This is a genomic window from Rhizobium sp. 01N447_2, assembly GCF_056399245.1.
Window position 1 is genome coordinate 1 of the sequence record NZ_JBFTQY010000065.1, and the last position, 23,321, is coordinate 23,321.

Genomic DNA, 23,321 nt, shown 5'->3' on the forward strand with positions numbered 1-23,321 from the left:
AAGGTCGAGCACCGGCCGTATCAATATCATGACGGGATATAATTCGTTCCGGACTGCATGTTCAACCCCTTGGCGCACGGAAAGGGTTATCTTCCCGATTTTTATGGAGAGCCCAGCTTCTCCCGCCCGTCTTCCAGAATTTTAGTTCCGGACGCGTTCTATTGGGCCAGACCAACCAAGCAGAGTGACGGTCGCCTCACCGTCGTCGAGGTATCGACATTCTTCGGCTACGGAACGATGACGGCTGCGCCGGTCAGGCGGCCTGCGCGCAGGTCGTTGAGGGCATCGTTCGCGTGCTCAAGAGCGTAGACGCTGGTGACGCATCGGACGCCGGCCAGCTTCGCGATCGAGAAGAATTCGGCTCCGTCTTTCCGCGTCAGGTTCGCCACCGAGACGACCCGCCGCTCGCCCCAGAGCAGACGGTAGGGCATGCTTGGGATGTCTGACATGTGGATGCCGCCGCAGACCACGGTTCCGCCCTTCCGCACTACGTCGAGCGCCATCGGCACGAGCTCGCCGGCCGGCGCGAAGATGATGGCGGCGTCGAGCGGCACCGGCGGCCTCTCACCGGAGAACCCGGCCCAGACGGCGCCAAGATCAAGCGCGAACTTCTGCCCAGCCTCGTCTCCAGGACGCACGAACGCATAGACGCTCTGGCCCCGATGCTTGCACACCTGCACGAGGATGTGGGCGGCCGCGCCGAACCCGTAGATGCCGATCGTCCTCCCCTCACCCGCCATCTTCAAGGATCGCCACCCGATGAGGCCAGCGCAGAGAAGAGGCGCGGTCGCCACCGGGTCCGTATCGTCAGGCAGTTCGAACGCGTAGCCCGCTTCGACGACCGCATGCGTCGCGAAGCCGCCGTCGATCGTATAGCCGGTGAAGCCGGGGGCGTCGCAAAGATTCTCGCGACTCTCTCGGCAATATGCACAGTGGCCGCAAGTGTGGCCCAACCAGGGTACCCCGACTTTTCGACCGATAAGGCGACCAGGAACGCCCTCGCCCGTTTCGATCACGGTTCCCACAATCTCATGCCCTGGAACGAGAGGAAGCTTTGGCTGGGAGAGGTCTCCGTCGCAGACGTGAAGGTCCGTCCGGCAGACGCCGCAGGCCTCCACCTTGATGACGACGCGGCCGGGCGACGCTGGCGGGTCCGGCCGCTCCACGAGACGGAGCGGCCGCCCCACCTGTTCGAGTACCATCGCCTTCACGCTTCCCTCCACCGGCATGTGCCACGCTCTAATCGTATCACCACCTTCCCGACCTTGGCTTGATCCCGGTCAACATCCGGATTGATGCTCGTCAAAGACGGAACGCCTTGGAGAAGATAGCCTTCTGGACACAGCGCCACGACCTCATCCAAAGGAGACGGACATGCGCGAACAAGAAGAGACCCGCAAGGCAGCAACCGACATAGCCACGACCATTCCTCCAGTCGAGCGAACGTCCGCAGACCTTGTTCTCGAACGTCGGGACGAGGACCGCTGGGAGGTGACGGCGGCCACGCCGCGGGGCCAGGCGTGGGCGAGAGACCATTTCTGCTGCGCGCTCCGGCAATCCTTCACTGGCACCATGTGTCTCGACATCATGAGCGCCGATCGGCTTCTCAAGGAAGCGCATGACGATGGACTGACCACCGAGTTCGTCAGCCTGTCTGGAAAGGACATATACTGACATGTTCGCCACAGTCGTCTGCGCCATCGGCCGAGGATCCCGGCAACGCATGCTCCAGCTCCTCGAAACGGCCCGCGCGCAGCTCGCGCCCAACGGAAGCCTCCACCTCGTTCACGCGGTGGAGGGCCTGCCCTCGTCGGCCTCGCCGGACGATTGGGCGGTCGAGGTGATGGCCGCCGCCGAGACCAGACTTTCGGAAGCCATGCGGTCGACCGACACTCCTGCTTCTATACACGTCCGGGCGGGCAACCCGTCGCAGCTCATCGTCGCCATCGCAAAGGAGATCTCCGCCGATCTCGTCGTGATCGCCTCTCACCGGGACGACGTGCTCGACCGCGTCTTCGGCTCGGTCGTAGACCACGTCGTGCAGCGCGCACCATGCTCCGTGCTGGTCTTGCGAACGACCCGGTGACGCCGCGCGCTTTACACGACCCTCTTCGCTTCAGTCTCGCAGGCCTGACGGGCGGAAACGTCGACAGTTCGGCGGCGTGCACCAACGTTCGCGACCCGGCCACGCAAAGCCGCGCCACCTCTCTGGGATACTCTTCCAGCTCGCTCTCGACATAGTCCGAAAGAACCTCGACCGCATCGCCGTGGTCGATACTGCAGGCAAGTCGAGTCAGAAATTCAAAGCATCGAAGCTCGCCGGGCGGCGGACGCCGTCAAAACCGTGGTGATCGTGGCCGACGCGGCGAAGGTCTCGTCTTGAATCAGAGCCCCCGCGCGAAAGACGGTGCGAGGTCGAAGTCGAATGTGGCGCTTGGACTGGGGAGGTATGTCATGTGGTGCTCCGCTTGTGAGATGTGGGTTCGCCTCGAGCATCGACGGTCATTCCGTTCTGACCGCGCTGCGTCCCGACACGGCCGTGACGGAAATGCCGTAGAAGACGTGAGGAGGACCATCGAGCATGGGGAGCTCGTGGGGCTTCATAGAGCCGATCTCCCACCAGTCCGAATACTTTTGGAGAAGCGACCACGCATGGAGCCTTTCGCTTCGTCGCGCGTCGCTGTCAGGAAACTCCTCGAACCTGCCTTCGACGACGACGCTCGTCCACCCGCCACTGCTCGAACGCTGCTCGACGTGAAGACAGACCCTGTCGTTCGTCCGCATCCAGTCGAGCTTCTTGCCGGGCATGGTGAAGCTATAGGCGACGCCGCGGGAAAAGGCGAAATAGATCGCCGCCACGTAAGGCTGCCCATCCTTGCAGCAGGCGAGATGACCGAAGCGCTCGTTCTCAAGGATTCGGTAGCACTCACCGGGGTTGATCTCCGTCAGCTTGATCGTCATGGCCGTGTCCTCCAGCTTTAATGAAGGCACGATCATAGGGGCTTCGTTGCGCCGCGGCCTTGACAAAGCGCAATGCGAACTCTCTCGGCTGCATTCATCATGACGGCAGTTTAACCTCAGGAGGCCAGCATGAAGCCGCAGTTCCATCTACCGTTGTCGACCTATCCGGACCCCAGTTCCTTCACCGTCATCGACAACGCGATCGACCTGGCTCGGCAGAACAATGCCGATCTCGTCGCAAGCATCCCGCAAATCCGGATCCCCCAGGTCCATCAGCCCTTTCCCACTTTTATCGATGTCGACACATGGCGGGAACAAGCAGAGCGGTATAGCCGGGACAGCGGGACTTCGCTGCGGGAACACGTCGCCGACGCTATTTCGGAAACTGGCTTCGAGGTGCGAATCCACGGATTCGAGGTCAGGGAACCGTTCGTCTATGAACGCTTTTCTGAAATTGCCAAGTGCTACGACCTTTCCATCGTCGAAGCCTCGGAGCTCTCCCGACAACTCTCCGAAACGCTGCTATTCGGAAGCGGCCGTCCGCTCGTGCTATTTCCAGCCACCAGCGTCTACTCTCGTGTGGACACGATCGCCGTCGCCTGGGACGGCAGCGCCACTGCAGCGCGCGCCCTTTCCTGCGCACGGGTCTTCATCGAACGCGCGATCAAGGTGCAGGTCATCTCGATCACCGACGACAAGGAGATCGACGAGGCGAACCGCGCCCTCCTGATCTCCTCTTTGAAGCACGCAGGATTGGACGTGGAAGACGTTGCTATCCAGGCAGGCGGCGAGACCGCGACGGCCGCCATTCAATCGGCCGCGCTGGAACGAAAGGCGGACCTCCTCGTCGCGGGCGGGTTCGGCCATTCGCGGCTTCGTGAGTTCATCCTCGGCGGCGTCACTCGGGAACTGCTCGTCAAGGCAGAGCTGCCGGTGCTTCTCGCCCATTAGAGGGCGCGAAGGGCGTTGAGAATGACCGCCACGTCGATGGCCTCCTGAAGCAATGCGCCGCCGACTGGCGGAAGGTATCCCGCTCCCGCGAACCCCATCGCGAGGAGCGAGAGACCTGTGCCGGCATAGATGCTTTGAAGCGCGATCTTGCGGGAACGACGCGCGATGCCGATCGCCGTCGCTATCTTGGTGAGGTCGTCCCGGACGAGCACGATATCCGCAGCCTCCGCGGCCGCCGCAAGGTTCTCGACGCCGACCGCGATTCCGACATCGGCTGCGGCCAGCGCTGGCGCGTCGTTCACGCCGTCGCCGACCATCAGCACTTTCCCGTGGACGCGCTCTTTCTCGATGACTGCGACTTTGTCTGCGGGAGCGAGCCTCGCCGCGACGTCGTCCAAGCCCAGCGAGCGAGCTATGGCTGCCGCGACAGCCAACTCGTCACCAGAAGCCAGGACCACTCGAGAGATTCCCGACGCCCTGAGCTGGGCGACGAGTTGGACAGCGTCTTCGCGTAGCCGGTCTTCGAGCGTGATCGTGCCAGCCGGCGTGCCGTCAAAGAGCACCTTTACACGCATTGCACTGCGTGACCCGTTAGCCCCGGACGACGACGCCTCTCCGAAATACGTGTCTCCTCCGACGCCGACACGCACGCCATCGACGATTCCGGAAATTCCGGATCCCGCGGTCTCGGTCACCTCCGATGGACGGCTCAGTACCAACCCACGTCTATGCGCCTCGTCCACCAGCGCGCGTCCAACCACGTGCCCCGACGCCTGGTCCAGCGAGGCGGCGAGCCGCAGGATCCTGTCGGGATGCTCCGGTCCCTCGATTTGCCCGACTTCCGGCTGTCCCGCAGTGAGCGTCCCCGTCTTGTCGAACACCGCCACGGTGGCCTGGGCGAGCGCCTCGAGAGGTCCCGCACCCTTCACCAGAACGCCCTGCTTGGCGGCTTTTGAAGTACCTGCCGCAAGTGCGACGGGTACCGCCAGGATCAACGGACAGGGCGTGGCGACGACCAGCACGGCCACGATCCTTGCCATGTCTCCGGACATCAATGCCGAGACCCCTGCAATCGCTACCGTGGCGAACAGGAACCAGATCGAGAACCGGTCGGCCAGGCGCATCAGCTTTGCCTTGGAGCGCCTCGATGCTTCCACGAGCCTGACTATTCCGGCATAGGTGCTGTCCTCGGCGCGGCTTAAAACGCGGATTTCGATCGCGTCCCCCTCGTTCGTGGCGCCGCTCGAAATGTTGCCACCCCTGGCGATGCGCACCGGGAGAGGCTCTCCGGTCAGCACCGCCTGGTCGATCGTCGCGACTTCGCCGACGAGCGCCCCGTCGACCGGTACCACGTCGCCCTTGCGTATGAGGAGCACGTCGCCGACCGCGACCGTCTCGATCGGAATTTCTTCGAAACCGTTTCCGGCAAGCCGCAGGGTCGTCCGCGGAACTTGCGCCAGCAAAGCCGACATGCCCTCGTCGGCGCGACGATGTGCGTATGCCTCCAGAAACTGACCGCCGGAATACATGAGACCGACGATCGCGCCGGCGAGATATTCGCCAAACCACAGGGAGGACCCCATGGCCAGCGCCGCAATCAGGTCCAGGCCGTATTCCTCTTTCCGCAGCTTCCTGGCGATCTCAACGCAAAGAGCCGCGAGGATCAGACTGGTGCAGCCGATGAGGATTGCCTTGTATCCAAGGCCGTTGCCCGCGAGATAGAAGGCAAATGCGATCACAAGTGCAAGAAGCGACGACAGCACCAGAAGGCCCGATCCGGAGCTCCCGTCCCTCAGTCGCAACACCCGGCCCTGAGGCCACGTCCACCTACCAGCCCTCCAAGCCGCCGCTGTAGCCACCTTTCACCCTCCCATCAATCCAGAAGTCAGCGGAACGATTTTGCGCAATCGATGCAGAACGGCGTATAGGGAACCGCGGTTAGCCGCTCCTTGCCGATCGGATGATGGCATTGGACGCATCGCCCATATGTGCCATCGTTCAGCCGATCGATCGCCGCGTCGATGGCCGCAATCTGGTCGCGCCCCTCGGCTTGCATCTCGCGAAGAACTTCGTCGTTCTCAACCTGGGTCGCGCGCTCCTCGCTGTCCTTCTCGAGCGCGACGCAGAGGTCCGCATCGATCGCTCCGAGACGACGGACAAGGTCATCCTTCATCGTCTGCAACACGGCCTGTACTGAGCTTTTATTCATTTTAGTGCCTTCCAATCTTGCCTGATCAATGCGGGTCCACACGCGGCATCGTCGGGAACCAATCCAAGCGCAGCGCGTGGCCGCATAAAGCCGCGGTCCATAAATCGGCTCCAGCATATCTCAGTTCGATCGAAGCTCCTTGATCCCGGTCAATGCCTCGTGCGCGGGAGCTCATAGGCTGTCGGGGGAGCCTTCAATGAAATCGTCGCGACAAGCCCGGAGCCCATGATGAATCTGACGGCGCAGACACCCGCCCCCACGACGCCTGCGGTGATCGGACTGACAAGCATCGAGGCCGAGGAACGCCTCGCCGAGCTTGGACCCAACACGCTGCCCGAGCCTGAGCCCCCATCGCCGCTGCGGGTCTTTCTCATCCAATTTCGCAATCCGATCATCTACATCCTCTTGCTGGCATCGGCGCTCTCGTTTGCGACCGGCAGGATCGAAGACGGCCTGTTCATTCTCGTCGTGCTTCTGATCAATGCCTCCATAGGCACCTACCAGGAGTATTCTGCGGATCGAGCGGCCGCCGCCCTTCGCAAGCTTGAGCAGCCGTCGGCCAGGGTCATGCGGGACGGCGTGGCTTGCAGGATCGAGGCCAAGCGGCTGGTCGTGGGCGATCTCGTTCTTCTGGAATCCGGCGACCGAATCCCTGCCGATCTGATGCTTGTCGATGCAAGTGATCTCCGATGCGACGAGTCGCTTCTGACCGGCGAGTCGATGCCGGTCCCCAAAGGGCGAACCGTCGAAGGATCGTCGGATGAAACCGCCAGTTCCATGCTGCTCGCGGGTTCCTTGGTGACGCGCGGGCGAGCCAAGGGCGTCGTGACCGCTACAGGTACCGCGACCATGCTTGGCGGCATCGCCGCCGAGTTGGAAAGAGCCGGTTCGTCGCAGCCCCCGCTCGTCGCCCGTCTGGCGAAGTTCACGAACGCCCTCGCGGTTTTCGTGGGATTGGCAGCACTGGTGCTGGTCGTCGCGGGCTTGATGCGGGGCCTCCCTCTGCACGATCTTGTCATGATGTCCGTAGGTCTGGCGGTGAGCGCTGTTCCGGAAGGGCTTCCGATCGCGATCTCTGTCGCGCTTGCCGTCAGCATGCGGCGGATGGCCGCCCGCAACGTCATCGTCCGAAGCATGCCGGCTGTTGAGGCCCTCGGTTCGACCACGATAATCGCCACGGATAAGACGGGTACCTTGACCAGCAACGTGCAGACGGTGACCGAAATTCGCCTGCCGGACGGCACGGACATCGCCCTGGACGCCCATGCAGATCTCGACAAGTGCGAGATCAGGGCGATCGGCCTGGACAGCGACCTGGTCCGCGAGAGGGCGCGCAGGCTGCTACGCGCTGCACTTCTTGCAAACGAAGGAACCCTGGATCGCCGCGACGATCTCTGGGTCGCCGCCGGAGACACGGTCGACGTGGCGCTTCTTGCAGCAGGACGGAAGGCCGGGCTGGGACAGGAAGAGTTGAACGACCGATACCCGCTGGCAGCAAGGATCGCCTACGAGCCCGAGCACAAATACGCTGCATCCTTCCACCACGGCAGTGATCGGATTCATGTCTTCGTCAAGGGGGCGTCGGAGGTGCTCATAGAAATGTCTGATCGCATGGACTCCGCGGGAAACGTAGTCGAAATCGACCGTACGTCGCTTTTGGCGCAGAAGGAAGAAATGGCCGCTCGAGGCCTCAGGGTGCTCGCGTTCGCTGAAGGGGAAATCGGCGCGTCCCTCGCCGGAAGCCTCGGACACGGTCACCTTGTCGATCTGGTGTTCTTGGGGCTGGCCGGACTGCAGGATCCGGTCCGGCCTGAAGTGCCGAACGCTATGAAAGACTGCCACGCGGCGGGCGTGGAGGTCGTCATGGTGACCGGGGACGACCCGCGGACCGCTGCCGCGATCGCCCGAGATGCCGGCCTGAGCTTTCACGTCAGCCAGGTGGTCTCGGGCCACAACATCGATGAAGCCGCTCGAGCGGGGGACCAACGGCTGGACGAGATCACAAGAGAGGCCCGCATCTACGCGCGCGTGCAGCCAGCGCAGAAATCGGCGATCGTCGCATCCCTGATCCGCAATGGCCACATCGTCGCCGTCACCGGAGACGGTGTAAACGACGGTCCGGCGCTGAAGAAGGCGCATGTCGGCGTCGCAATGGGGCTCAGGGGAACCGAGGTGGCGAAGGAGAGCGCCGATCTCGTCGTCACGGACGACAACTTTGCATCCATCGTGGCGGGGATCTCAGAAGGCCGGGCGGCCTATCGCAACATCCGCAAGGTGGTGCTGATGTCGGTCGCAACGGGCGCCGCCGAGGTCCTGCTCTTCATGCTCGCGCTGCCGTTCGGCCTGCCCATGCCGCTCCTCCCTGTTCAGCTCTTATGGCTCAACCTCGTGACAAACGGCATCCAGGACGTCGCGCTTGCCGGCGGCAAGCCGGAAGGAGACGAGCTGGCGGGGCCGCCGCGTTCTCCGCTCGAGCCCGTCCTCGACCGGACGATGATCCGGCGCGTCGTCCAATCGACGGTCGTGATCGGCGGATCGGCGTTCCTGGCCTTCCAGTGGATGATTGCGCATGGATATGGCGTTCCCGAAGCACGCAACATAACGCTTCTGATCTTCGTCATGTTCGAGAACGTCCAGACCCTGGCATGCTCCTCCGAAAGACGATCGATATTCTCCGTCGATATCCTTCGGAACCGGTTCCTGCTCCTCAGCGTGCTCGCGGCACAGACGATCCACATCTCGGCGATGTACATACCCTGGCTCAGCAGAACTCTTGGCCTTTCGCCGATCACGCCTCTTGAATGGGGTCTCAGCCTGCTGATGGCGAGCTCCCTCGTTCTCGTGACCGAGGTCGACAAGTTCTTCTCCCGGAGACGCCGCGATCGTTCATCCCGTGTTGCTTGACGAAGATCAACGACGTCAGCGCAAGTGCCGTTATCCTTTCGATATTCAACAAGAGAGGTGATCGAAATGTCCATTCGCACGGTAATGAGCATCCTGACTTCTAAATATTTCGACGAAGACCTGAAGGCCGCAGTGGAGTTTTGCGGAGCCTCCGGAGCGCATCTCAGCGCGGTCGTGATCTGCATGGGCGCGTCGCCGATGATGGGAGAATACAACTCCCTGTCGACCGTCTGGCTGGAAGAACGCCAGCGCGAAATCGAGGAACTCGTCAAGAAAGCCGAAGAGATCAAGGCGTATCTCTCGCGCACCGAACTGTCCTACGATGTGCAGGACGTCTATACGGAATATGCTTTTGCGCGGGAGGACATTGCAGAACGGGCGCTCTATGCCGACGTCGTTCTCGTCGGCCGCCAAGCGTGCAAGGACGAGGAACTCCAGAAGCGGGTCATGGATGGCGCTCTGTTCCATACGCCGACGCCGGTCATCATCAACCGCGGACGGCGGCCGCTCTCTTCCACTTCCAAATCGATCGTACTGGCATGGGATTCGAGCGACGAGGCGTCGCGTGCCGCAAGGCAGGCCCTCGACCTGTTGAAGACGGCGGACTGCGTCTACGTGACGATGGTCGATCCAGTCTCGCGAGAGCGGGTGAATGGAGAAGAACCAGGCGCCGACATCGCGAGCTTTCTGTCCCGTCACGGAGTCAAGGTTCAGGTGGATCGCGTGGCCAGCGGCGGAAACACGGCCGACGAGGTCCTGAGGCAGCATGCGATGGACGTGAACGCCGATCTGATCGTCATGGGAGCATACAACCACCCTCGGTGGCAGCAGACGCTCTTCGGAGGCGTGACGCGCAACATGATCGAGCAAAGCAGCATGCCAATATTCATGGCGCATTGAGGGGGAAGGACACGGCCGCGCTCATGCGCTGCCGTGTCGGAGTGGCGGCATGTCGCTTTCAGACACGATGGGTACGACCATCTCCATCAGCGACGCCGCCGCTGGTCTCTACCAGATGGTCAACGTGTTGGTGTTGCAAGGGTCGCTCGCTCTTCATACGCAAGGGTCACTTCTGGCCGGAAGTCGCGGCTCGCCGGCTGTCGAGCCCTTCGCTTGGCGCCTTAGCCCGGCACCACCGTCCCCCAGTTCCGATACAAAATGTATGCAGCAACCACGAAGATGAGCGCTGCGAACAGGCGGTTGAGAATGTTCTTGTAGGCGCTGAGCCGGGTGGCGAGCAGCATGCCGAGTACGCCGCCAACAATGCCACCGCCAATAAACTCGGAGGCAAGCCACCAATCCACCAAGCCTGAACTGGCATAGCTCAGGGCCGTCGCCAGTCCGAACGCAGCGACGGAGAGGAGAGATGTCCCGATCGCGTTGATCATCGGCATGCCCGTCGCCAGCATGAGGCCGGGAACGATCAGGAAGCCCCCGCCGATCCCGAAGAAACCCGATGTAGCGCCGGCGGCGAGTGCCACGGCGGCGGTGGCAAGGCACATCTTAAGATCGATGGGCCGACATTCTGCCGATACTGGCTTCCTGGGCTTCAACATCAGGACGCCGACGACGAGCATGAGAATGCCGAACAGGAAAATCAGGCGATCTCCGTCCATCGCCTTGCCGAGACTGGAGCCGCCGAGGGCGCCGACGACGCCGAGCGCGGAGAAGACGGCCGCGCAGCGCCACCAGACGTGCCCCTTGATCGCGTGGCTTGCGAAGTTCGCGAAGGCATTCACCGAGACCGCAAGCGCACCCGTTCCGATCGCGATATGCGGCTGGGTCACGCCGACCACGTAGAGGAGTAGCGGCGTCGCCAGGATGGACCCGCCGCCGCCGAGCAGGCCGAGCATGAAGCCAACGATCCCGCCGGAGCCAACGGCCGCCAAAATGGAGGTGTTCACGTCCGCCTGCTCCATACTCTGTCAAACAAGGTCATCCCGACCAGCATGGCGATGACGAACAGGAACGTCTGGGGGAGGCCGACCGATAGGGATGCGACGGCCGGACCGGGACAGAAGCCGCCGATCCCCCAGCCCAGGCCGAACAAGGCCGAACCAACGACCAGCGGAGCATCGATCCGGTGGCTCGTCGGCACGTGGAAGCTGTCGTCAAAGGCTGGATGCCGCATCCGCTTCATCACCTGCACGCCGAAAAAGGCGACGACGACGGCGCCGCCGAGAACGAAGGCAAGGCTCGGATCCCAGGCGCCGAAGACGTCGAGGAAGCCTTGGACGCGGACAGGGTTCAGCATGCCGGACAAGGACAGTCCTAAGCCGAAGACAACGCCCGAAGCGAGCGCCGCCACGAATTGGTAGATGTTCCGGTTCATGACCCCACACCTCGCAGAAATGCGACGGCGACCGCGCCAGCCGTCAGGAACGTGGCGACCGCCACCATCGACCGCGGCGACAGGCGGGCAAGCCCAAGCACGCCGTGGCCGCTGGTGCAGCCCGATCCCATGCGCGAGCCGAAGCCGACGAGCAGCCCCGCGACGATGAGCAGCGGCCAGCCGGTGGTGATCTGCACGACCGGCCAGCCGCCGAACATGAGCAGATAGGCGAGCGGCCCGAGCAACAGCCCGAGCGCAAAGGCGAGATTGGTCGTCAAACCGACCCCTTGAACAAGACGCCCGACGATCCCGCTGATCCCGGCAATCCGGCCGTTGAGGAGCAGAAGCATGACGGCCGACACGCCGATCAGCATGCCCCCGACCAATGAGGGGAGATACGCGTTCACTTGTCATCCTTTACGCAGAAAATGTCATAGAGGGCGGCGACCAGTTGCGCGGCCTTCTCTTCCGTCAGGCGGTAGAAGATCTGTTTCCCCTCCCGCCGGGTTTCAACAATCCCGGAGCCACGCAGCACGGTCAGGTGCTGCGACAGATGCGGCTGGTGGAGGTCGAGCTTCTCTTCAAGTTCGCCGACCGAATACTCGCCTTCCACCAGGGTACAGACGATCATCAGGCGCGCCGGATGGGACAGCGTCTTCAGGAGGTTCGCTACCTCTCCGGCCCGGCTGGCCATCTCGGCGGGGGAAAGCCCCACCCTCCTCATCGCCTTTAGATCGGTGGTCATTCCCATGCTGCTCCCTGTAATGCATCGAGCGGAAATTTGAGGTAGCGCTGGCCGTTGGCTTCCGGCTCCGGCAGGCGCCCGCCGCGGATGTTCACCTGCAGGGCATGCAGGATGAGCTTCGGCATCGGCAGCGTCTTGTCGCGCTTCGTCCTGAGCGCCACGAATTCTTCTTCCGTCACGCCAGCAAGATGGCGGTTGAACTTCTTCTGATCGGCCACCGTGCTTTCCCAGCGAGGTGCCCGACCGTCCGGCTGGTAGTCGTGGCCGGTAAAGATCCGCGTCTCATCCGGGAGCGCGAGGATGTCCTGGATCGACTTCCACAGGACGCGGGCGTCACCGCCGGGGAAGTCGGCACGTGCCGTACCGCTGTCGGGCATGAAGAGCGTGTCGTGCACGAAGGCAGCGTCGCCGATCAAAAAGGTGATGGAGGCGAGCGTATGTCCCGGAGAGAAAAGCACTTTGGCATCGATCGAGCCGACCTCGAAGGTCTCGCCATGGGCAAACAGCCGGTCCCATTGCGAGCCGTCGGTGGCAAGCTCAGGCCAGTTGTAGATGCCCTTCCACAGCTTCTGGACGTCCACGACGCGCTCGCCGATCGCCGTGCGGGCACCGGTCTTCTCTTGCAGATAATGGGCGGCGGAGAAGTGGTCGGCATGGGGGTGGGTGTCGAGGATCCACTCGACCGTCAGCCCATTGTCGCGGATGTAGTCGAGGATCGCGTCCGCGTTGATGGTCGCCGTAGCTCCAGACTTCTCATCGAAGTCGAGTACTGGATCGACGATAGCGCACTTGYGGGTCAGCGGATCGGAAATCACATACTGGACGCTCCAGGTGCGCTTGTCGAAGAAGCCCTTCACCTGCGGCCTGCGGGCAGCATGTTGCTTGAGCCAGGCTGCGGCGGCGCTGGTGTCGAAGCCGCGGCTGCGTCCGAATTCGACGACCTCGTCGGCAGGCATGCGGCCGTCAAGGACCTCGCCGATCAAGTAGAGGCTTAGCGACCGAGTGCCGGTCTTGCAGTGGGCGAACACGGGTCCGTCGGATTTGTCGACGGCGCGCTGGAACGCACGTATGTCCGCCTCGGTGATCGTGCCGGCCGTGACCGGGACGAACGCATAGGACAGGCCGCAGTGCTTCGCTTCCTGGCTTTCCGCTTGCGTGCCCGGCTGTGAGGGATCCTCGTCGTCCGGTCGGTTGTTGATGAGTGCCTTGAACCCTTTGTCGCGGAGCGACTGGATGTCCTCGATGCTCGGCTGCGGCGAGACGGAAAGCTTCTCGGATATCGTTGTAATGGGCATGACTGGCTCCGGGTGAAATTTCAATATATAATCTAATATAATATATATCGACGTCTCATCAAGGCCAGGCGCGGAACTTTGTGCTTGCCCTGTGGTTGCGGCGAAGAGGAGGACGCACCATGGCCACGACAGCAAACCAAGTCAGCGCCCAGACATCAAACGAGATCAACCGACGCCTGCGCTGTCAGATGGAGGGAGAGGCTCGCCTAAATCGCTGCGGCGGCGCCGTGGCTGCTGTTGCGCGCTCGACGCCTTCGCTGTCGGCGGAGCAGACAGGCTTCTGTTCGCGAACGCACTGATTGGCTTCGGTGGCCGACACGTCCTCGACAGCGCCCCTCCCACTCCATACTCGGAATCCATTGAATCCGGATGGACGTCGAAAACCAAGTGTTCTGGGATCTCCTATGGTTCGCGGTGTTCGGTCTTGTACCCCTGGCGCTCGGGATGCTAAGGCGCAGAAACGGCAAAGGAGACGGCCGCCGCCGAATCCCGAAAGAACCGGCCGCACTTGTTATCGCAATATTCATTGGCCCAACGTGAGAGAACGACAGGCCGAAAAGCTTCCAGGATGGTGAACGAATCCTTACCGCGGAGGCGCCGAAATCTAGCCCTTTGGGCGCAGTTTCAGCAGAGACTCGGCGGCGTCTGTCTTGCTTAAATCGTCTTCGAGCTTGAGCACATAAATACCTGTCTCGTCGCGAATGCGCTGCGGGCCAATGGTTTTGGCCTGCTCCAGCAGCCGTGCGAGATTCCCCTCGGCTTCCTTGCTCGTCCAGACCCGGCTCATTCCCATTCCACCGCATAAAGATTCGAATGGTAACATTTTAACAGGCGTCGGACGGTTAGCATACATTTCGTTTGAAGGGACCAACAACTGAAAGCGGCGGGCTGGTGGGGCAGATCCTCGTTGATACCAACATAATCAGCGTGGCTTACCTTCCCGATCCCCCTGAATGGATATGGGAGTGGCTCGCCGAGCTGCCGCGTGGATCGCTCGCCGTTTCATGGATCGCGATTTACGAAACGGAATACGGAATACGGAACGTGCAGCGGCATAATCCGCGCAAGGCGATCGAACTGCTCGCCTGGTTCCAAGAGTTCCTCGCCAGTCGGATGGTTTATCCTGAAATGGACGTCACCGCAGCCCGCGTTCTGGGAACCATGGCCGCCCATCCTCCTCTCAAACATTTCTTCTTCACTCCCGATAAGAAGGATAGATATGGAAGGACGATCAAGCAGGACCGGGTCAATCTGGGGTGCGATCCCATGCTGGCCGCGCTTTCCATCGCCCATCAGCTTCCGATCGCCACGTTGAACCCCGCCGATTTCTGCTTGATTCACCAGCACTTTCCGCTGCCTGGCGTCTACGATCCGAGGGCGGACGTCTGGCACGTCGAGCCTCCGGTCGGTTGGAACGTCGGCGAACCTGCGAACGACGACGTGATCCAGTCGAAATGGCCGGTTCCCGGTAGGCGGCCCTAGTCCTGCGAGGGGTCGGGACGCACGTGCGTTGTGCCTTGCGGCATGCGAAGACATGGTTGGGGATACGCTCTTCCGGAGGTTCTCATGTCGATCAGGCTCATGAACGCGCCTAACAACTATCCCTACACACACGGGTGGGGAGTCTATCCCCAGCTCGCGACAGAACTTGGGAAACGCCGTCGTAGCGCGAAGAACATGCTTGGATTCATCGACGGGACGCCCGGCGTCAAGCCCGGCGACTGGCGGTATTCCGCCCTTATTCTCGAAGACGCTTTCAGATCCGTCGCCGGGGAGAGTTCGCGTGACTGGTTTACCCTGACGAACCATCTCGGTCAGCCTTCGCGCGCGCTCGCGCACGAAATCTTCGAACATCTTCGGACCTTGAAGGAGCTCGATCCACGGTCGAGCGAGGCCGGGCGGACTTTTGACCTGCTGGAAGATCTCGCCCTGCCCGACATGCTGCAGTACTTCCGCGAAACGACTTCCGCCGAGGACCCGCGGCCGGTCGACATCCGCGAGGGCTGGTGCCACGTCCTGTGGACGCACGAGACGCCGGACCGGCTGCTCGTCGGCGCCGTGCACGGTACGCCCGTCGAAGTCGTGTCCGTGCTTGACCACCGGTCTCCGGGAGTGCGCCACGGCGTCCTGGCCGCGTGGCACGTCGAAGATCCGGACTGGGCTGCGTCGCAAATCGTACGAACGTTCGGAAAATCGCTCGACCAGCTCGGCCTGATGCAGCTTCCGGCAGCGGAAGGGATAGCGGCCATCAAGCTGCTCACCGAGAACGCGATCTGGAAGACGATCGCCAAGTCGCCATGGCATGTCGAAGCCGGGGAACCGCCCTGCGGCGAAGCGGCGGACACCGATTCCCAGGAGGTCTCTGGCTTGTCCCTATAAATGCGAATCCTTGCGCTCTTTAGTTGAATCCTTGTGCGCTCGTCTCTAGTCCCAGAGCGGCACAGGATTCGAGAGGAGTTGACAGTTTCTTAAGCATGTGGCGGCGTAACCTACTGAAAGGGCGTCGCGATTGAAAATTGATCAAAAGACGCACGCCCGCATGCCATCGGAAAATACTCTTGCATTGCGTGTATCGTCGCATTATGGTGCGGGCCGGCCTTAAGGTCCGTCATGTCGGCGGATCGGCCATGAGGAGCATGCCATGACTGCAGTCATGTCGATAATAACCGGGCCTCTTGCCCGCTTGGCCCCGTAGGCGTCGACAGAGCTGCGCCGTGCCCGCGATGAGGGTTCGGCCGTCCCGAAGTTCTTCCCACCGATTTTGGAATGAGGGTTCGAAATGTCTGGTTACGAGAATACAGCCTTCTCGGCATTCGCTCGCAACGTTTCCCGGATCAACGCGGAATTTCCGCAGATAGCCTGACGCGACATTCGTCGTCGTCTCGTTCATCCTGTCGTCGCGTGCCACGAGGCCCGGCGGCTCCTTCCGGAGGTGCCTGTGATTATGCTGCTCCCCTGCGGTCCGAAGACCGCCCTTGCCGCCACCGCTTCGCTCGGATCCGTCTTTAAGCCGACAGGCTGACGTCCGTGCGGCCGTAGCGCGGCCGATCCCCCTAGCATGCCTACCAGGACTGCATCGCAGGCCGAGGATTCGTGCGCTCTTCGCGGCGCCGATCCGCCGCGCCGTCGTCCTGCCAAACCCGAAAGTTTCGTCGCAGCACAAGGAGTGAGTCATGCGCGACCTGATCGAATCCATCCTGCCCCGCACCTATCTTTCCGAACTCGACGAGGAATACGGCATCGTCGACGTCGAGGAGATCGTCGAAGCCCTCGACCTCGAGGCCGATAAGCATTGCTTCTCCGCGACCAACGTCGCGCTTCAGAAGAAGCACGCGATGATGCACGTCGAAGGCGCGCTCGGCATCTTTGCCGCCTATTCCGCCATGCACTCCGAGATCGAGGATCTCAACGACTGGCGACCGGCCGGACACGAGCTGCGTCCCTGCTCCCTTCGCACGTTCTGCAATCGCATCGCCGCGCTCCAGGATCACGTGGACGATGCTGCAGGCTTCGAACTCCTCCTCGCCGCAGCCGCATAAGGCGGCGGTCACGACGGCGTGCCGGAGGCGATCTCCGTTGCGCCTTTCAAATTCAATAGAAGGACGTCACGATGCTCTACCTCCAGATCGAAACCTTGCGCTTGCGCGAACAGGGGTACAATCCCTTCAAACGCGTCAATCTCGATGAAGCCTTTACCCGGAGCTCGGGTGCAGCCGAAAAGGTAGGAGGCTTCGAAATACCACGAGCCTGATCGTCGTCGCGGCCCTCCTACCCGTGGCAAGACCGATCGCGACGTCGGCCTCAAATCCAAGCCCGGCGCGGAACGAGAAGAAGACGACGAATACAAGATCAATAGAACGCCGGCGTCTTGCCGCGTCATGATCGTCGACAAGAAGAACAACACCTACCATCGCCTTGAGAGCGACCTCGAGTCGAAGGCGATGGAGATCTTTCTGGCGATGCCCGACACCGACTGGGTCAAGGCACAGGATGGGCCGCACTACTTCGTCGTCGAGGGTATCCTTCATAAGACGATCATCGACCTCGTTCGCTATCTGCTGGATGGCTCGCGGGAATTCGTCTCCATCAAAGCCGAGGGGGAAGCTGCTCGGGAAGAGGAGGCGAAGATGAAACTTCTCAATAACCAACTTCCCAAAGATAGCCGCGATCGCTTCTTGGTGATGACGGACGAGCAAATTCGGAAAGCTCGTGTTAACGCGTCGCGACACATTCTCCGATCGCGCGAACTGGCGACCGACGTCCGTACCGCGCGAGTGCATGAGGCACTGCTGGAAATGGGTGGACGCGCCCGAGTCTGGGAAATCTCCGAACGCCTTACCGATCTCACCTGTGCGCAGGTTGTCACTGCAACCTGGGACATGATTGCTAAGGGCATTGCCATTCATGACCATCCTGCTCCCGAGCGCTTTCTCCGCTCCAAGGGATCGTGGATCCGTGCCGTGACGAAGGAATAAGACGATGCAGACGAACGCATCCACTCGAGACTACACGCGATACACCATTACAAAGGACGACCGCATCAGATTTCTGGGTCGCCAATGGTGCTTAAAGAAGAACAACTCGGAATGGGATCCGGACGAGGCGCTAAAGTGGGATGAGGGAGTCGTCATCGAGACGGTCGATGACCAATTACCACGTCAGACGGAGGCGCTGAGCTACGCCGATATCGACCGCTATCGACGTGAGAAGAAGCTTGAGTGCGAGGTGGGATATTTCAGCGCGCGTAACGCGATCGCCCGCCGCCGCAAAATGTCAATCGCAGATCTTTCGCCCAGCACCCTGTTTAGAGTGCGGATGGCGTCTGAATATTTGGAGATGGAAGAAGATAAATATGAGACGGGCGAATATTTTACTCGCTCCGATGCGGCTTACGCGAAGTTCATTGCCTACTTCAAAGCAGAGAACGAAAATCTGATTCCTCCCAAGACCGGCAAACGTGCCGTCATTCCGGGACCCCGTCAGTTTGGAAGATTGGTCGAGCGGTTAGAGAGCAATCACATGGAGCCGGGAGCGCTGCACCCTCGGCATCGCGGCCGTGTCGGACGAGAGTCGCGTTTCACGACTGACGAGTTGCATTTCCACATGGAGTACGCTGCCAAATATCAGTCGTCCGACCGGCCTCCCAAGTATGATTGCTACAATCAGATGAACGAAGCCAACGACGAACGCTTGAAGGAAGGTAAGCCTGCCTTCAAGACTCCCTCCCTCCGATCGTTTCAGCGCATCATCGACGACCTTGGGGATTTCAATAACGAGGTCGGTCGTGCAGGCGATCCCCACAGAGTCGTTCGCAAGTTCGGAATGACGCGTAGGGGGCTTCAACCCAAACGCCCGCTCGAAATCGTCGAAATGGACGAACACAAGCTGGATGTCATCAGGCTGCTCGTCCGGAACGGAATCTGGGACTACCTTCACCCAGAGGTCCGACGTCGCCTAGAGGAGAAGAGCGAGAAGAACGACGGCCGGGTGTGGCTGTCGGTGGCGCTCGACGCCTTCTCGCGTTCCGTCTGCGGGATGAAGCTTCTGTGGAGCGCTCCATCGGGTGCTGCGGCAGTCGCCACCTTGGCGATGGTCGCGCGAGACAAGGAATTCGAAGCCAACCTCTACGGAACGACCTCCTCCTGGCCGCAATGTGGAACGGCAGACGCCGTACACACGGACGCGGGAGCAAGCTACACCTCGCACGAGTTCCAGTTGGCGTGCGTTAGTTATACCGGGAAAGCCTCCATTCCTCCCTCGAAACATCCTCATCTTCGCGGCCGGGTCGAACGCTTTTTCAGAACGATCAATCAGCGATACATCCATTTATTATCCGGCCAGACCTTTTCGAACGTGCTTCTGCGCGATCATTACGATGCCGAGAAACACAAGCACATCACCGACGAACAGTTGGCGGAACTTCTCGTGATGCTGATTGTGGACTGCTACCACAATACTCCACATCGCGGTCTCGGGGGCATGACACCCTTGCAAGCTTGGAAGTACGGCAGCCAGTCCGGTGATGGCGAAGTCAAGCTCCCCCCGACCGATCAGGAATATGCCGAGGCATTCAGCATCGTTGAGAAGTACAAGCTTGGCAACCAGGGCATCGTGATCCTCGGTCTTCCATACTCAAACGAATGGCTCCAAAATCTGCGAAAACATCGCCACGATCTCACGCTGTCCGTTCGATACAACGAGATCGACGTGTCGCGCATCCTGGTCAAAGACCCATTCTCGCGCCGTTGGGAGCCTGTCGACGCCATCATGGATGGGTTGAAAGGCAAAAGGGTGCTGGACTGGCTGGGCAACGTGAGATTCCTCAAGTCGGTATTCGGCCCAGGCGCTGCCGTCGGCGTCAAGATCGCCAAGGAGCGGCTGATGCTCGCTAGGCAGTTCGCCAATACGAGCAAAGCCACAGCGGGCGTGGGATCGCCCGTGATGACGCCGGCTTTGCGGCGTTATTGGAACGAGGAAGTCGTAGCCGGGTTCACGGTGGTCGAAGAGGCCCCCACGGACTACGGCGAGAACTCCCTTGGCCACGCCGGCGGTGATCCGGTGGCGACAACGCAGACCTCGAAAAAGCCTCGGAATCCGACAAGCCCTTCCGACGTGGAAGCGGCATCACGAACCCAGACGTACGATCCCAAACCCACAGCTACCCCCATCGTGCCGCCCTCTCCCTCTCCCTCTCCCTCTCCGCGCAGGAGTTCGATCGTGGTTGAGATCAGAAAGGAACGAGAATGAGCACGCAGGCAGAAGCCGACGACGAAATGTTCGCGCACATTTCCAGCACTGCGGACCCAGACACGCTGGAATGGGCGAGCATCTTGAACGACCTGAAGAAGGTGCACATTCGTACCGCCGCCGACGATGAAATCGACCAGGAGCTCAAGCTTATGATCGCCCACATCCGGTCGAGAAACTCTCCGGATGGATACGCGATCACTATTAGCGGTAAAAGCGGAGCAGGCAAGACGACGACGCTCTACCAGCGCCTAGATCTCAATCCATCGCTGCAGCCTTTTCGAAACAAATACAACAATCCCCAGCAGCTTTGCCTCCGCTTGAAGACGCCGGCCGGCTGCACGATGAAGACTCTTGGACGAGCTATCCTCAGAGCTATGGGCTACCACCTGCGCGGCAGAAAGCTCGACGAGGAGGAGATCTGGGACAAGGTCATCGAGAACTTCAAGCTGCGACAGATCAGAATCCTCGTTCTTGACGAGTTCCAGCACGTCCTGAACGCCCCGACGAACAAAGGTTATCTTCACTGCAGCGAAGCAATCAAGAACTTGATGCAGACGGAAAGCTGGCCTGTCTGGCTCATCATMTGCGGCGTTCCGGAAATCGAAGGTTTCGTGAAGCTAGATCCCAACCAGCAAATGGAGCGTCGAGCACCTATCGTCCGGGTGGGGCGTCTGGAGGACGATGGCGTCACGAACGAAATGGTGGCACAGCGCGACGGAAAACTGAAAGATCACGAACTCATTGAGGAGGCTCTGTACCTGCTGGCCGAAACCTGCCGGCTGGAGGTTGGTTTCCAGCCGGACTCCGAGTTCAAGAGAAGGTTGATGCACGGCGGGCTGTGGCGGTTCGGCATGACCATCCAGATCATCAAATACGCCATCGAGCGATGCTTGAGGGACAGCATGGCAAACAAGTTGCTGACGCAGAAGCATTTCGAGGAAGGATACGCCCGGCTCTCCGACTGCACGCCTGAAACAAATGTGTTCATCGCGGACAACTGGTTGTCGATCGATCGCGAGGTCGACGAAGACGGCATGCTGGTAAATCTCGCATCGATCAAAAGAACTCGGCGCCGAAGGTCCTCACGCTGATGTTGATGGACGTCCCCCTCTTCAACGACGAAACCTTGCTGAGCTACTTGTCAAGGCTCGCGGTCGCAAACGCGGCCGGGACTTCGCGGACCTTCTGCAATGATCTTGGCCTGAGCTTCCGAGGCCTTGTTCGGGGAGACGCGGCATGGGTGGAGAAGCTTGCCCGACTTGTAGGACGGTCGGCGTCGGACCTGATGAGACACAATCTTCAGATCGACAACAACGGCGGCACGTTGATCGCCGGAGCTTACTTTTCCAAGACTGCCATTCGACGTTCTTCCTTGAGATACTGCCCGCAGTGTCTGGCCGAGGATCAGCGCGATGGCGGACGGATGCCTGGCACGCGTCTCTACGGCAGGCTTCTGTGGATACTGCCACAAGTCACGGCGTGTCCCACCCACGCCGTGGAAATCGTGCAGTCGGACGGCGCCCCGGTGAGAAAGCACGAACATGATTTTACTGCCATGATGGAAGTCGAAGGCGACGATGTCGGTTCGCTTTTGAGAAAGGCTGTTCCCGCACCTACCACCGAATTCGACGCTTTCGTCGTCGACCGGCTCGGCGGTGTTCGACGTCATGGTGCATTTCTGGATAGTTTGGCGCTCTCTCCCGCGATGATGGCCTGCGAGTTGATCGGGCTGGCCTCGAAGGGCGCGCGGTACATCAATCCCCGCGCCGTTGGCGCGCCGGCCATGACGTCCGCCCGTGCGGCAGGATACGCGAGCTTGTCAGAAGGATGGAAGGGTTTTGAAGATGCACTGGACCGCGTCCGCCTTCCTGTAGAGAAGCGTAACGTCCGTGGGGGGAAGGCTCTATACGGCTCGCTCTATAGCGCACTCAATGATGGGCACGCGCATCCAGACTTCGATCCTTTGCGAAAGGCTATTCGCGACCATACATTGAAGGTCATTCCGGTCCTGAACGGCGCAGACTTTTTCGGAAAGGTGGAAGATAGCGACTGGACGTCCGTCTCCATGATCGCTCGCGCCACCGGCTATGCAGACCAGACGCTGAGGAGAATCCTCGTCGAGCTCGGACACCTGAAGACCCTGAGGCAGGCGCACAACGACAGCTTCGTTCGGAGGGAAATGGCCGATGAGGCCGTCGCCATCATCCGCGACATGGCGACCCTGGAAGACGCCGCGGAGATCATGGGACTCGATCCAAGGACACTCAAGAGACTGGTAGACGACGGCTTCGTAAAACATGCGTTCCTTCCAACGTCGGAACAGACCACGGCTTCCAACGTGCGTCCTCGCTTTTCGCGCGCTTACCTTGTCGGCTTGCGAGATGCACTGCTCGCGAAGGCCACCCGGCCCGTTAGAGACCATATGGTTTCGTTTGGATCGGCGGCAAAACGTGGCGGCTTACGCTACGCTCAAGTTCTCGCTCTGATCCTCGAAGGTAAACTCGCGAAGGTCGCGCGAATTAAAGACGAACCCGGTCTCGCGGCACTGAGGCTCGATTGGCGGGAAGTAGGCCTCTTTAAACGCCGAATCTCGAAGGGATTGTCAGGAGCCGGTCGCTCCGCCCCTGGCCCACAAGCTGGCGCGGTCAGTAGCCATGGCAATGCTACGGAGGTCGCGGCAAACTGCAAGCGGATCAGGCTTTCCCCGCGTGCATTCGACTACCTTTGTAGCGAGAAGCTGCTGGAAGCAGACGGCAATCCCCTTTCCATGAAAACCTTTGGTGCGAAGTACGTGACGTTGCAACAGTGTAGCCGCGAGACGGGCGTCCCCGCTGTGGAGCTTAGGTCTCGAATTGTTGCCACGAAAATTCGTCCTGCCTTCCCGCTGTCGAAAGTGGGGCAATACATCATCAAGCGCGATCACGTCTCCAAGCTGCTAGTCTAGGCTAAATCCCGGCAAGACCTGAGGATCGAGAAGCCTTCCAAGCGCACCTCGACCGAATACGCCTCACTTCCTTTCGATCGTATACGAAACCGCAACCAGTTGGTCGCCTCTAGACTAGCGCCCGCCGTTTCGTCATGTCCTTCGTTTCCTCGATCCACAGCCTTCTGGCCATCCCTTTTCGCGAGAAGGTGAGAGTACTTCTGCACCGTTTCGAAATGGTCAAACCCTAG

Annotated in this window: 23 protein-coding genes; 13 read left to right on the forward strand and 10 right to left on the reverse strand. The window is 60.9% G+C overall.

The features are described 5' to 3' along the window. Positions 1 to 227: 227 nt before the first annotated feature. Entirely contained in the window at positions 228 to 1,211 is a 984-nt protein-coding gene (locus AC1ECN_RS30165; RefSeq protein WP_197727400.1) for a zinc-dependent alcohol dehydrogenase family protein, read from the reverse strand. A 163-nt stretch (positions 1,212 to 1,374) separates the two neighbouring features. Here AC1ECN_RS30165 and AC1ECN_RS30170 point away from each other — a divergent pair, with 163 nt between their 5' ends. After that, positions 1,375 to 1,674, forward strand: a complete 300-nt coding sequence (locus tag AC1ECN_RS30170) for a hypothetical protein (RefSeq protein WP_027689840.1) — start codon at positions 1,375 to 1,377, stop codon at positions 1,672 to 1,674. A gap of 1 nt (position 1,675) precedes the next feature. Further along, complete coding sequence (locus tag AC1ECN_RS30175; protein ID WP_130672399.1) at positions 1,676 to 2,086, forward strand: universal stress protein; 411 nt, start codon at positions 1,676 to 1,678, stop codon at positions 2,084 to 2,086. A 416-nt stretch (positions 2,087 to 2,502) separates the two neighbouring features. Here AC1ECN_RS30175 and AC1ECN_RS30180 read toward each other — a convergent pair whose 3' ends face one another. After that, positions 2,503 to 2,961 (reverse strand): pyridoxamine 5'-phosphate oxidase family protein, encoded by a 459-nt coding sequence (locus AC1ECN_RS30180; RefSeq protein WP_027689838.1) that lies wholly within the window; start codon positions 2,959 to 2,961, stop codon positions 2,503 to 2,505. 129 nt (positions 2,962 to 3,090) lie between these two features. On the opposite strand from AC1ECN_RS30180, the gene AC1ECN_RS30185 reads away from it, so the two are divergent. Beyond that, on the forward strand, positions 3,091 to 3,912 hold the full coding sequence (locus AC1ECN_RS30185) for a universal stress protein (RefSeq protein WP_130672397.1): 822 nt from the start codon (positions 3,091 to 3,093) through the stop codon (positions 3,910 to 3,912). On the opposite strand, the gene AC1ECN_RS30190 is transcribed toward AC1ECN_RS30185, so the two are convergent. Then, positions 3,909 to 5,771 (reverse strand): heavy metal translocating P-type ATPase, encoded by a 1,863-nt coding sequence (locus AC1ECN_RS30190; protein WP_130672396.1) that lies wholly within the window; start codon positions 5,769 to 5,771, stop codon positions 3,909 to 3,911. The two genes, AC1ECN_RS30185 and AC1ECN_RS30190, sit on opposite strands and share 4 nt — an antisense overlap. Before the next feature lie 26 nt (positions 5,772 to 5,797). Continuing rightward, positions 5,798 to 6,121: a TraR/DksA family transcriptional regulator gene (locus tag AC1ECN_RS30195; protein WP_130673508.1), complete on the reverse strand. Its 324-nt coding sequence runs from the start codon at positions 6,119 to 6,121 to the stop codon at positions 5,798 to 5,800. A 225-nt stretch (positions 6,122 to 6,346) separates the two neighbouring features. Here AC1ECN_RS30195 and AC1ECN_RS30200 point away from each other — a divergent pair, with 225 nt between their 5' ends. Next, positions 6,347 to 9,025 carry a cation-translocating P-type ATPase gene (locus tag AC1ECN_RS30200; RefSeq protein WP_130672395.1) on the forward strand — a complete coding sequence of 893 codons (2,679 nt, stop codon included), beginning with the start codon at positions 6,347 to 6,349 and terminating at the stop codon, positions 9,023 to 9,025. A 66-nt stretch (positions 9,026 to 9,091) separates the two neighbouring features. Beyond that, entirely contained in the window at positions 9,092 to 9,925 is an 834-nt protein-coding gene (locus AC1ECN_RS30205; RefSeq protein ID WP_130672394.1) for a universal stress protein, read from the forward strand. Positions 9,926 to 10,146: 221 nt separating this feature from the next. Here the strand turns inward: AC1ECN_RS30205 and AC1ECN_RS30210 are convergent, their stop codons facing one another. The 6 genes from AC1ECN_RS30210 to AC1ECN_RS30235 form a co-directional block, all read right to left on the reverse strand. Continuing rightward, entirely contained in the window at positions 10,147 to 10,944 is a 798-nt protein-coding gene (locus AC1ECN_RS30210) for a sulfite exporter TauE/SafE family protein (protein ID WP_130672393.1), read from the reverse strand. Further along, complete coding sequence (locus tag AC1ECN_RS30215; protein ID WP_130672392.1) at positions 10,926 to 11,357, reverse strand: YeeE/YedE family protein; 432 nt, start codon at positions 11,355 to 11,357, stop codon at positions 10,926 to 10,928. The genes AC1ECN_RS30210 and AC1ECN_RS30215 overlap by 19 nt, the downstream gene beginning before the upstream one ends. Beyond that, entirely contained in the window at positions 11,354 to 11,764 is a 411-nt protein-coding gene (locus AC1ECN_RS30220) for a YeeE/YedE family protein (RefSeq protein WP_130672391.1), read from the reverse strand. Before AC1ECN_RS30220 ends, AC1ECN_RS30215 begins: the two co-directional genes overlap by 4 nt. Further along, positions 11,761 to 12,108, reverse strand: a complete 348-nt coding sequence (gene bigR, locus AC1ECN_RS30225; RefSeq protein ID WP_130672390.1) for a sulfite-sensing transcriptional repressor BigR — start codon at positions 12,106 to 12,108, stop codon at positions 11,761 to 11,763. Before bigR ends, AC1ECN_RS30220 begins: the two co-directional genes overlap by 4 nt. Next, positions 12,099 to 13,397 (reverse strand): bifunctional sulfur transferase/dioxygenase Blh, encoded by a 1,299-nt coding sequence (gene blh, locus AC1ECN_RS30230; protein WP_477954999.1) that lies wholly within the window; start codon positions 13,395 to 13,397, stop codon positions 12,099 to 12,101. The genes bigR and blh overlap by 10 nt, the downstream gene beginning before the upstream one ends. Positions 13,398 to 14,001: 604 nt before the next feature. After that, positions 14,002 to 14,184: a hypothetical protein gene (locus AC1ECN_RS30235; RefSeq protein WP_130672387.1), complete on the reverse strand. Its 183-nt coding sequence runs from the start codon at positions 14,182 to 14,184 to the stop codon at positions 14,002 to 14,004. A gap of 71 nt (positions 14,185 to 14,255) precedes the next feature. On the opposite strand from AC1ECN_RS30235, the gene AC1ECN_RS30240 reads away from it, so the two are divergent. From AC1ECN_RS30240 to AC1ECN_RS30275, 8 genes are all read left to right on the forward strand, one after another. Further along, positions 14,256 to 14,879 (forward strand): type II toxin-antitoxin system VapC family toxin, encoded by a 624-nt coding sequence (locus AC1ECN_RS30240; protein WP_245488674.1) that lies wholly within the window; start codon positions 14,256 to 14,258, stop codon positions 14,877 to 14,879. Between the two features lie 84 nt (positions 14,880 to 14,963). Beyond that, positions 14,964 to 15,776, forward strand: coding sequence for a hypothetical protein (locus AC1ECN_RS30245; protein ID WP_130672386.1), 813 nt, complete (start codon positions 14,964 to 14,966; stop codon positions 15,774 to 15,776). A 794-nt stretch (positions 15,777 to 16,570) separates the two neighbouring features. After that, positions 16,571 to 16,936, forward strand: a complete 366-nt coding sequence (locus tag AC1ECN_RS30250; protein ID WP_130672385.1) for a hypothetical protein — start codon at positions 16,571 to 16,573, stop codon at positions 16,934 to 16,936. Between the two features lie 71 nt (positions 16,937 to 17,007). Continuing rightward, entirely contained in the window at positions 17,008 to 17,148 is a 141-nt protein-coding gene (locus AC1ECN_RS30255) for a hypothetical protein (RefSeq protein ID WP_163856640.1), read from the forward strand. Positions 17,149 to 17,275: 127 nt separating this feature from the next. Then, positions 17,276 to 17,872 (forward strand): hypothetical protein, encoded by a 597-nt coding sequence (locus tag AC1ECN_RS30260; RefSeq protein ID WP_130672384.1) that lies wholly within the window; start codon positions 17,276 to 17,278, stop codon positions 17,870 to 17,872. A 4-nt stretch (positions 17,873 to 17,876) separates the two neighbouring features. Then, positions 17,877 to 20,144 (forward strand): DDE-type integrase/transposase/recombinase, encoded by a 2,268-nt coding sequence (locus AC1ECN_RS30265; RefSeq protein ID WP_130672383.1) that lies wholly within the window; start codon positions 17,877 to 17,879, stop codon positions 20,142 to 20,144. Then, a complete protein-coding gene (locus AC1ECN_RS30270) occupies positions 20,141 to 21,238 on the forward strand; it encodes a TniB family NTP-binding protein (protein WP_477955003.1) in 1,098 nt (365 codons plus the stop codon). Before AC1ECN_RS30265 ends, AC1ECN_RS30270 begins: the two co-directional genes overlap by 4 nt. Beyond that, positions 21,238 to 23,091: a TniQ family protein gene (locus AC1ECN_RS30275; protein WP_477955005.1), complete on the forward strand. Its 1,854-nt coding sequence runs from the start codon at positions 21,238 to 21,240 to the stop codon at positions 23,089 to 23,091. Before AC1ECN_RS30270 ends, AC1ECN_RS30275 begins: the two co-directional genes overlap by 1 nt. The last annotated feature ends 230 nt before the right edge of the window (positions 23,092 to 23,321 follow it).

Coding starts and splice junctions, on each gene's coding strand:
- AC1ECN_RS30175 (WP_130672399.1), top strand. CDS start 1,676: ATGTTCGCCACAGTCGTCTGCGCCATCGGCCGAGGATCCCGGCAACGC.
- AC1ECN_RS30170 (WP_027689840.1), top strand. CDS start 1,375: ATGCGCGAACAAGAAGAGACCCGCAAGGCAGCAACCGACATAGCCACG.
- AC1ECN_RS30215 (WP_130672392.1), bottom strand. CDS start 11,357: ATGAACCGGAACATCTACCAATTCGTGGCGGCGCTCGCTTCGGGCGTT.
- AC1ECN_RS30275 (WP_477955005.1), top strand. CDS start 21,238: ATGTTGATGGACGTCCCCCTCTTCAACGACGAAACCTTGCTGAGCTAC.
- AC1ECN_RS30180 (WP_027689838.1), bottom strand. CDS start 2,961: ATGACGATCAAGCTGACGGAGATCAACCCCGGTGAGTGCTACCGAATC.
- AC1ECN_RS30205 (WP_130672394.1), top strand. CDS start 9,092: ATGTCCATTCGCACGGTAATGAGCATCCTGACTTCTAAATATTTCGAC.
- AC1ECN_RS30200 (WP_130672395.1), top strand. CDS start 6,347: ATGATGAATCTGACGGCGCAGACACCCGCCCCCACGACGCCTGCGGTG.
- AC1ECN_RS30245 (WP_130672386.1), top strand. CDS start 14,964: ATGTCGATCAGGCTCATGAACGCGCCTAACAACTATCCCTACACACAC.
- AC1ECN_RS30210 (WP_130672393.1), bottom strand. CDS start 10,944: ATGGAGCAGGCGGACGTGAACACCTCCATTTTGGCGGCCGTTGGCTCC.
- AC1ECN_RS30255 (WP_163856640.1), top strand. CDS start 17,008: ATGCTCTACCTCCAGATCGAAACCTTGCGCTTGCGCGAACAGGGGTAC.
- AC1ECN_RS30250 (WP_130672385.1), top strand. CDS start 16,571: ATGCGCGACCTGATCGAATCCATCCTGCCCCGCACCTATCTTTCCGAA.
- AC1ECN_RS30195 (WP_130673508.1), bottom strand. CDS start 6,121: ATGAATAAAAGCTCAGTACAGGCCGTGTTGCAGACGATGAAGGATGAC.
- bigR (WP_130672390.1), bottom strand. CDS start 12,108: ATGGGAATGACCACCGATCTAAAGGCGATGAGGAGGGTGGGGCTTTCC.
- AC1ECN_RS30235 (WP_130672387.1), bottom strand. CDS start 14,184: ATGAGCCGGGTCTGGACGAGCAAGGAAGCCGAGGGGAATCTCGCACGG.
- AC1ECN_RS30265 (WP_130672383.1), top strand. CDS start 17,877: ATGCAGACGAACGCATCCACTCGAGACTACACGCGATACACCATTACA.
- AC1ECN_RS30185 (WP_130672397.1), top strand. CDS start 3,091: ATGAAGCCGCAGTTCCATCTACCGTTGTCGACCTATCCGGACCCCAGT.
- AC1ECN_RS30260 (WP_130672384.1), top strand. CDS start 17,276: ATGATCGTCGACAAGAAGAACAACACCTACCATCGCCTTGAGAGCGAC.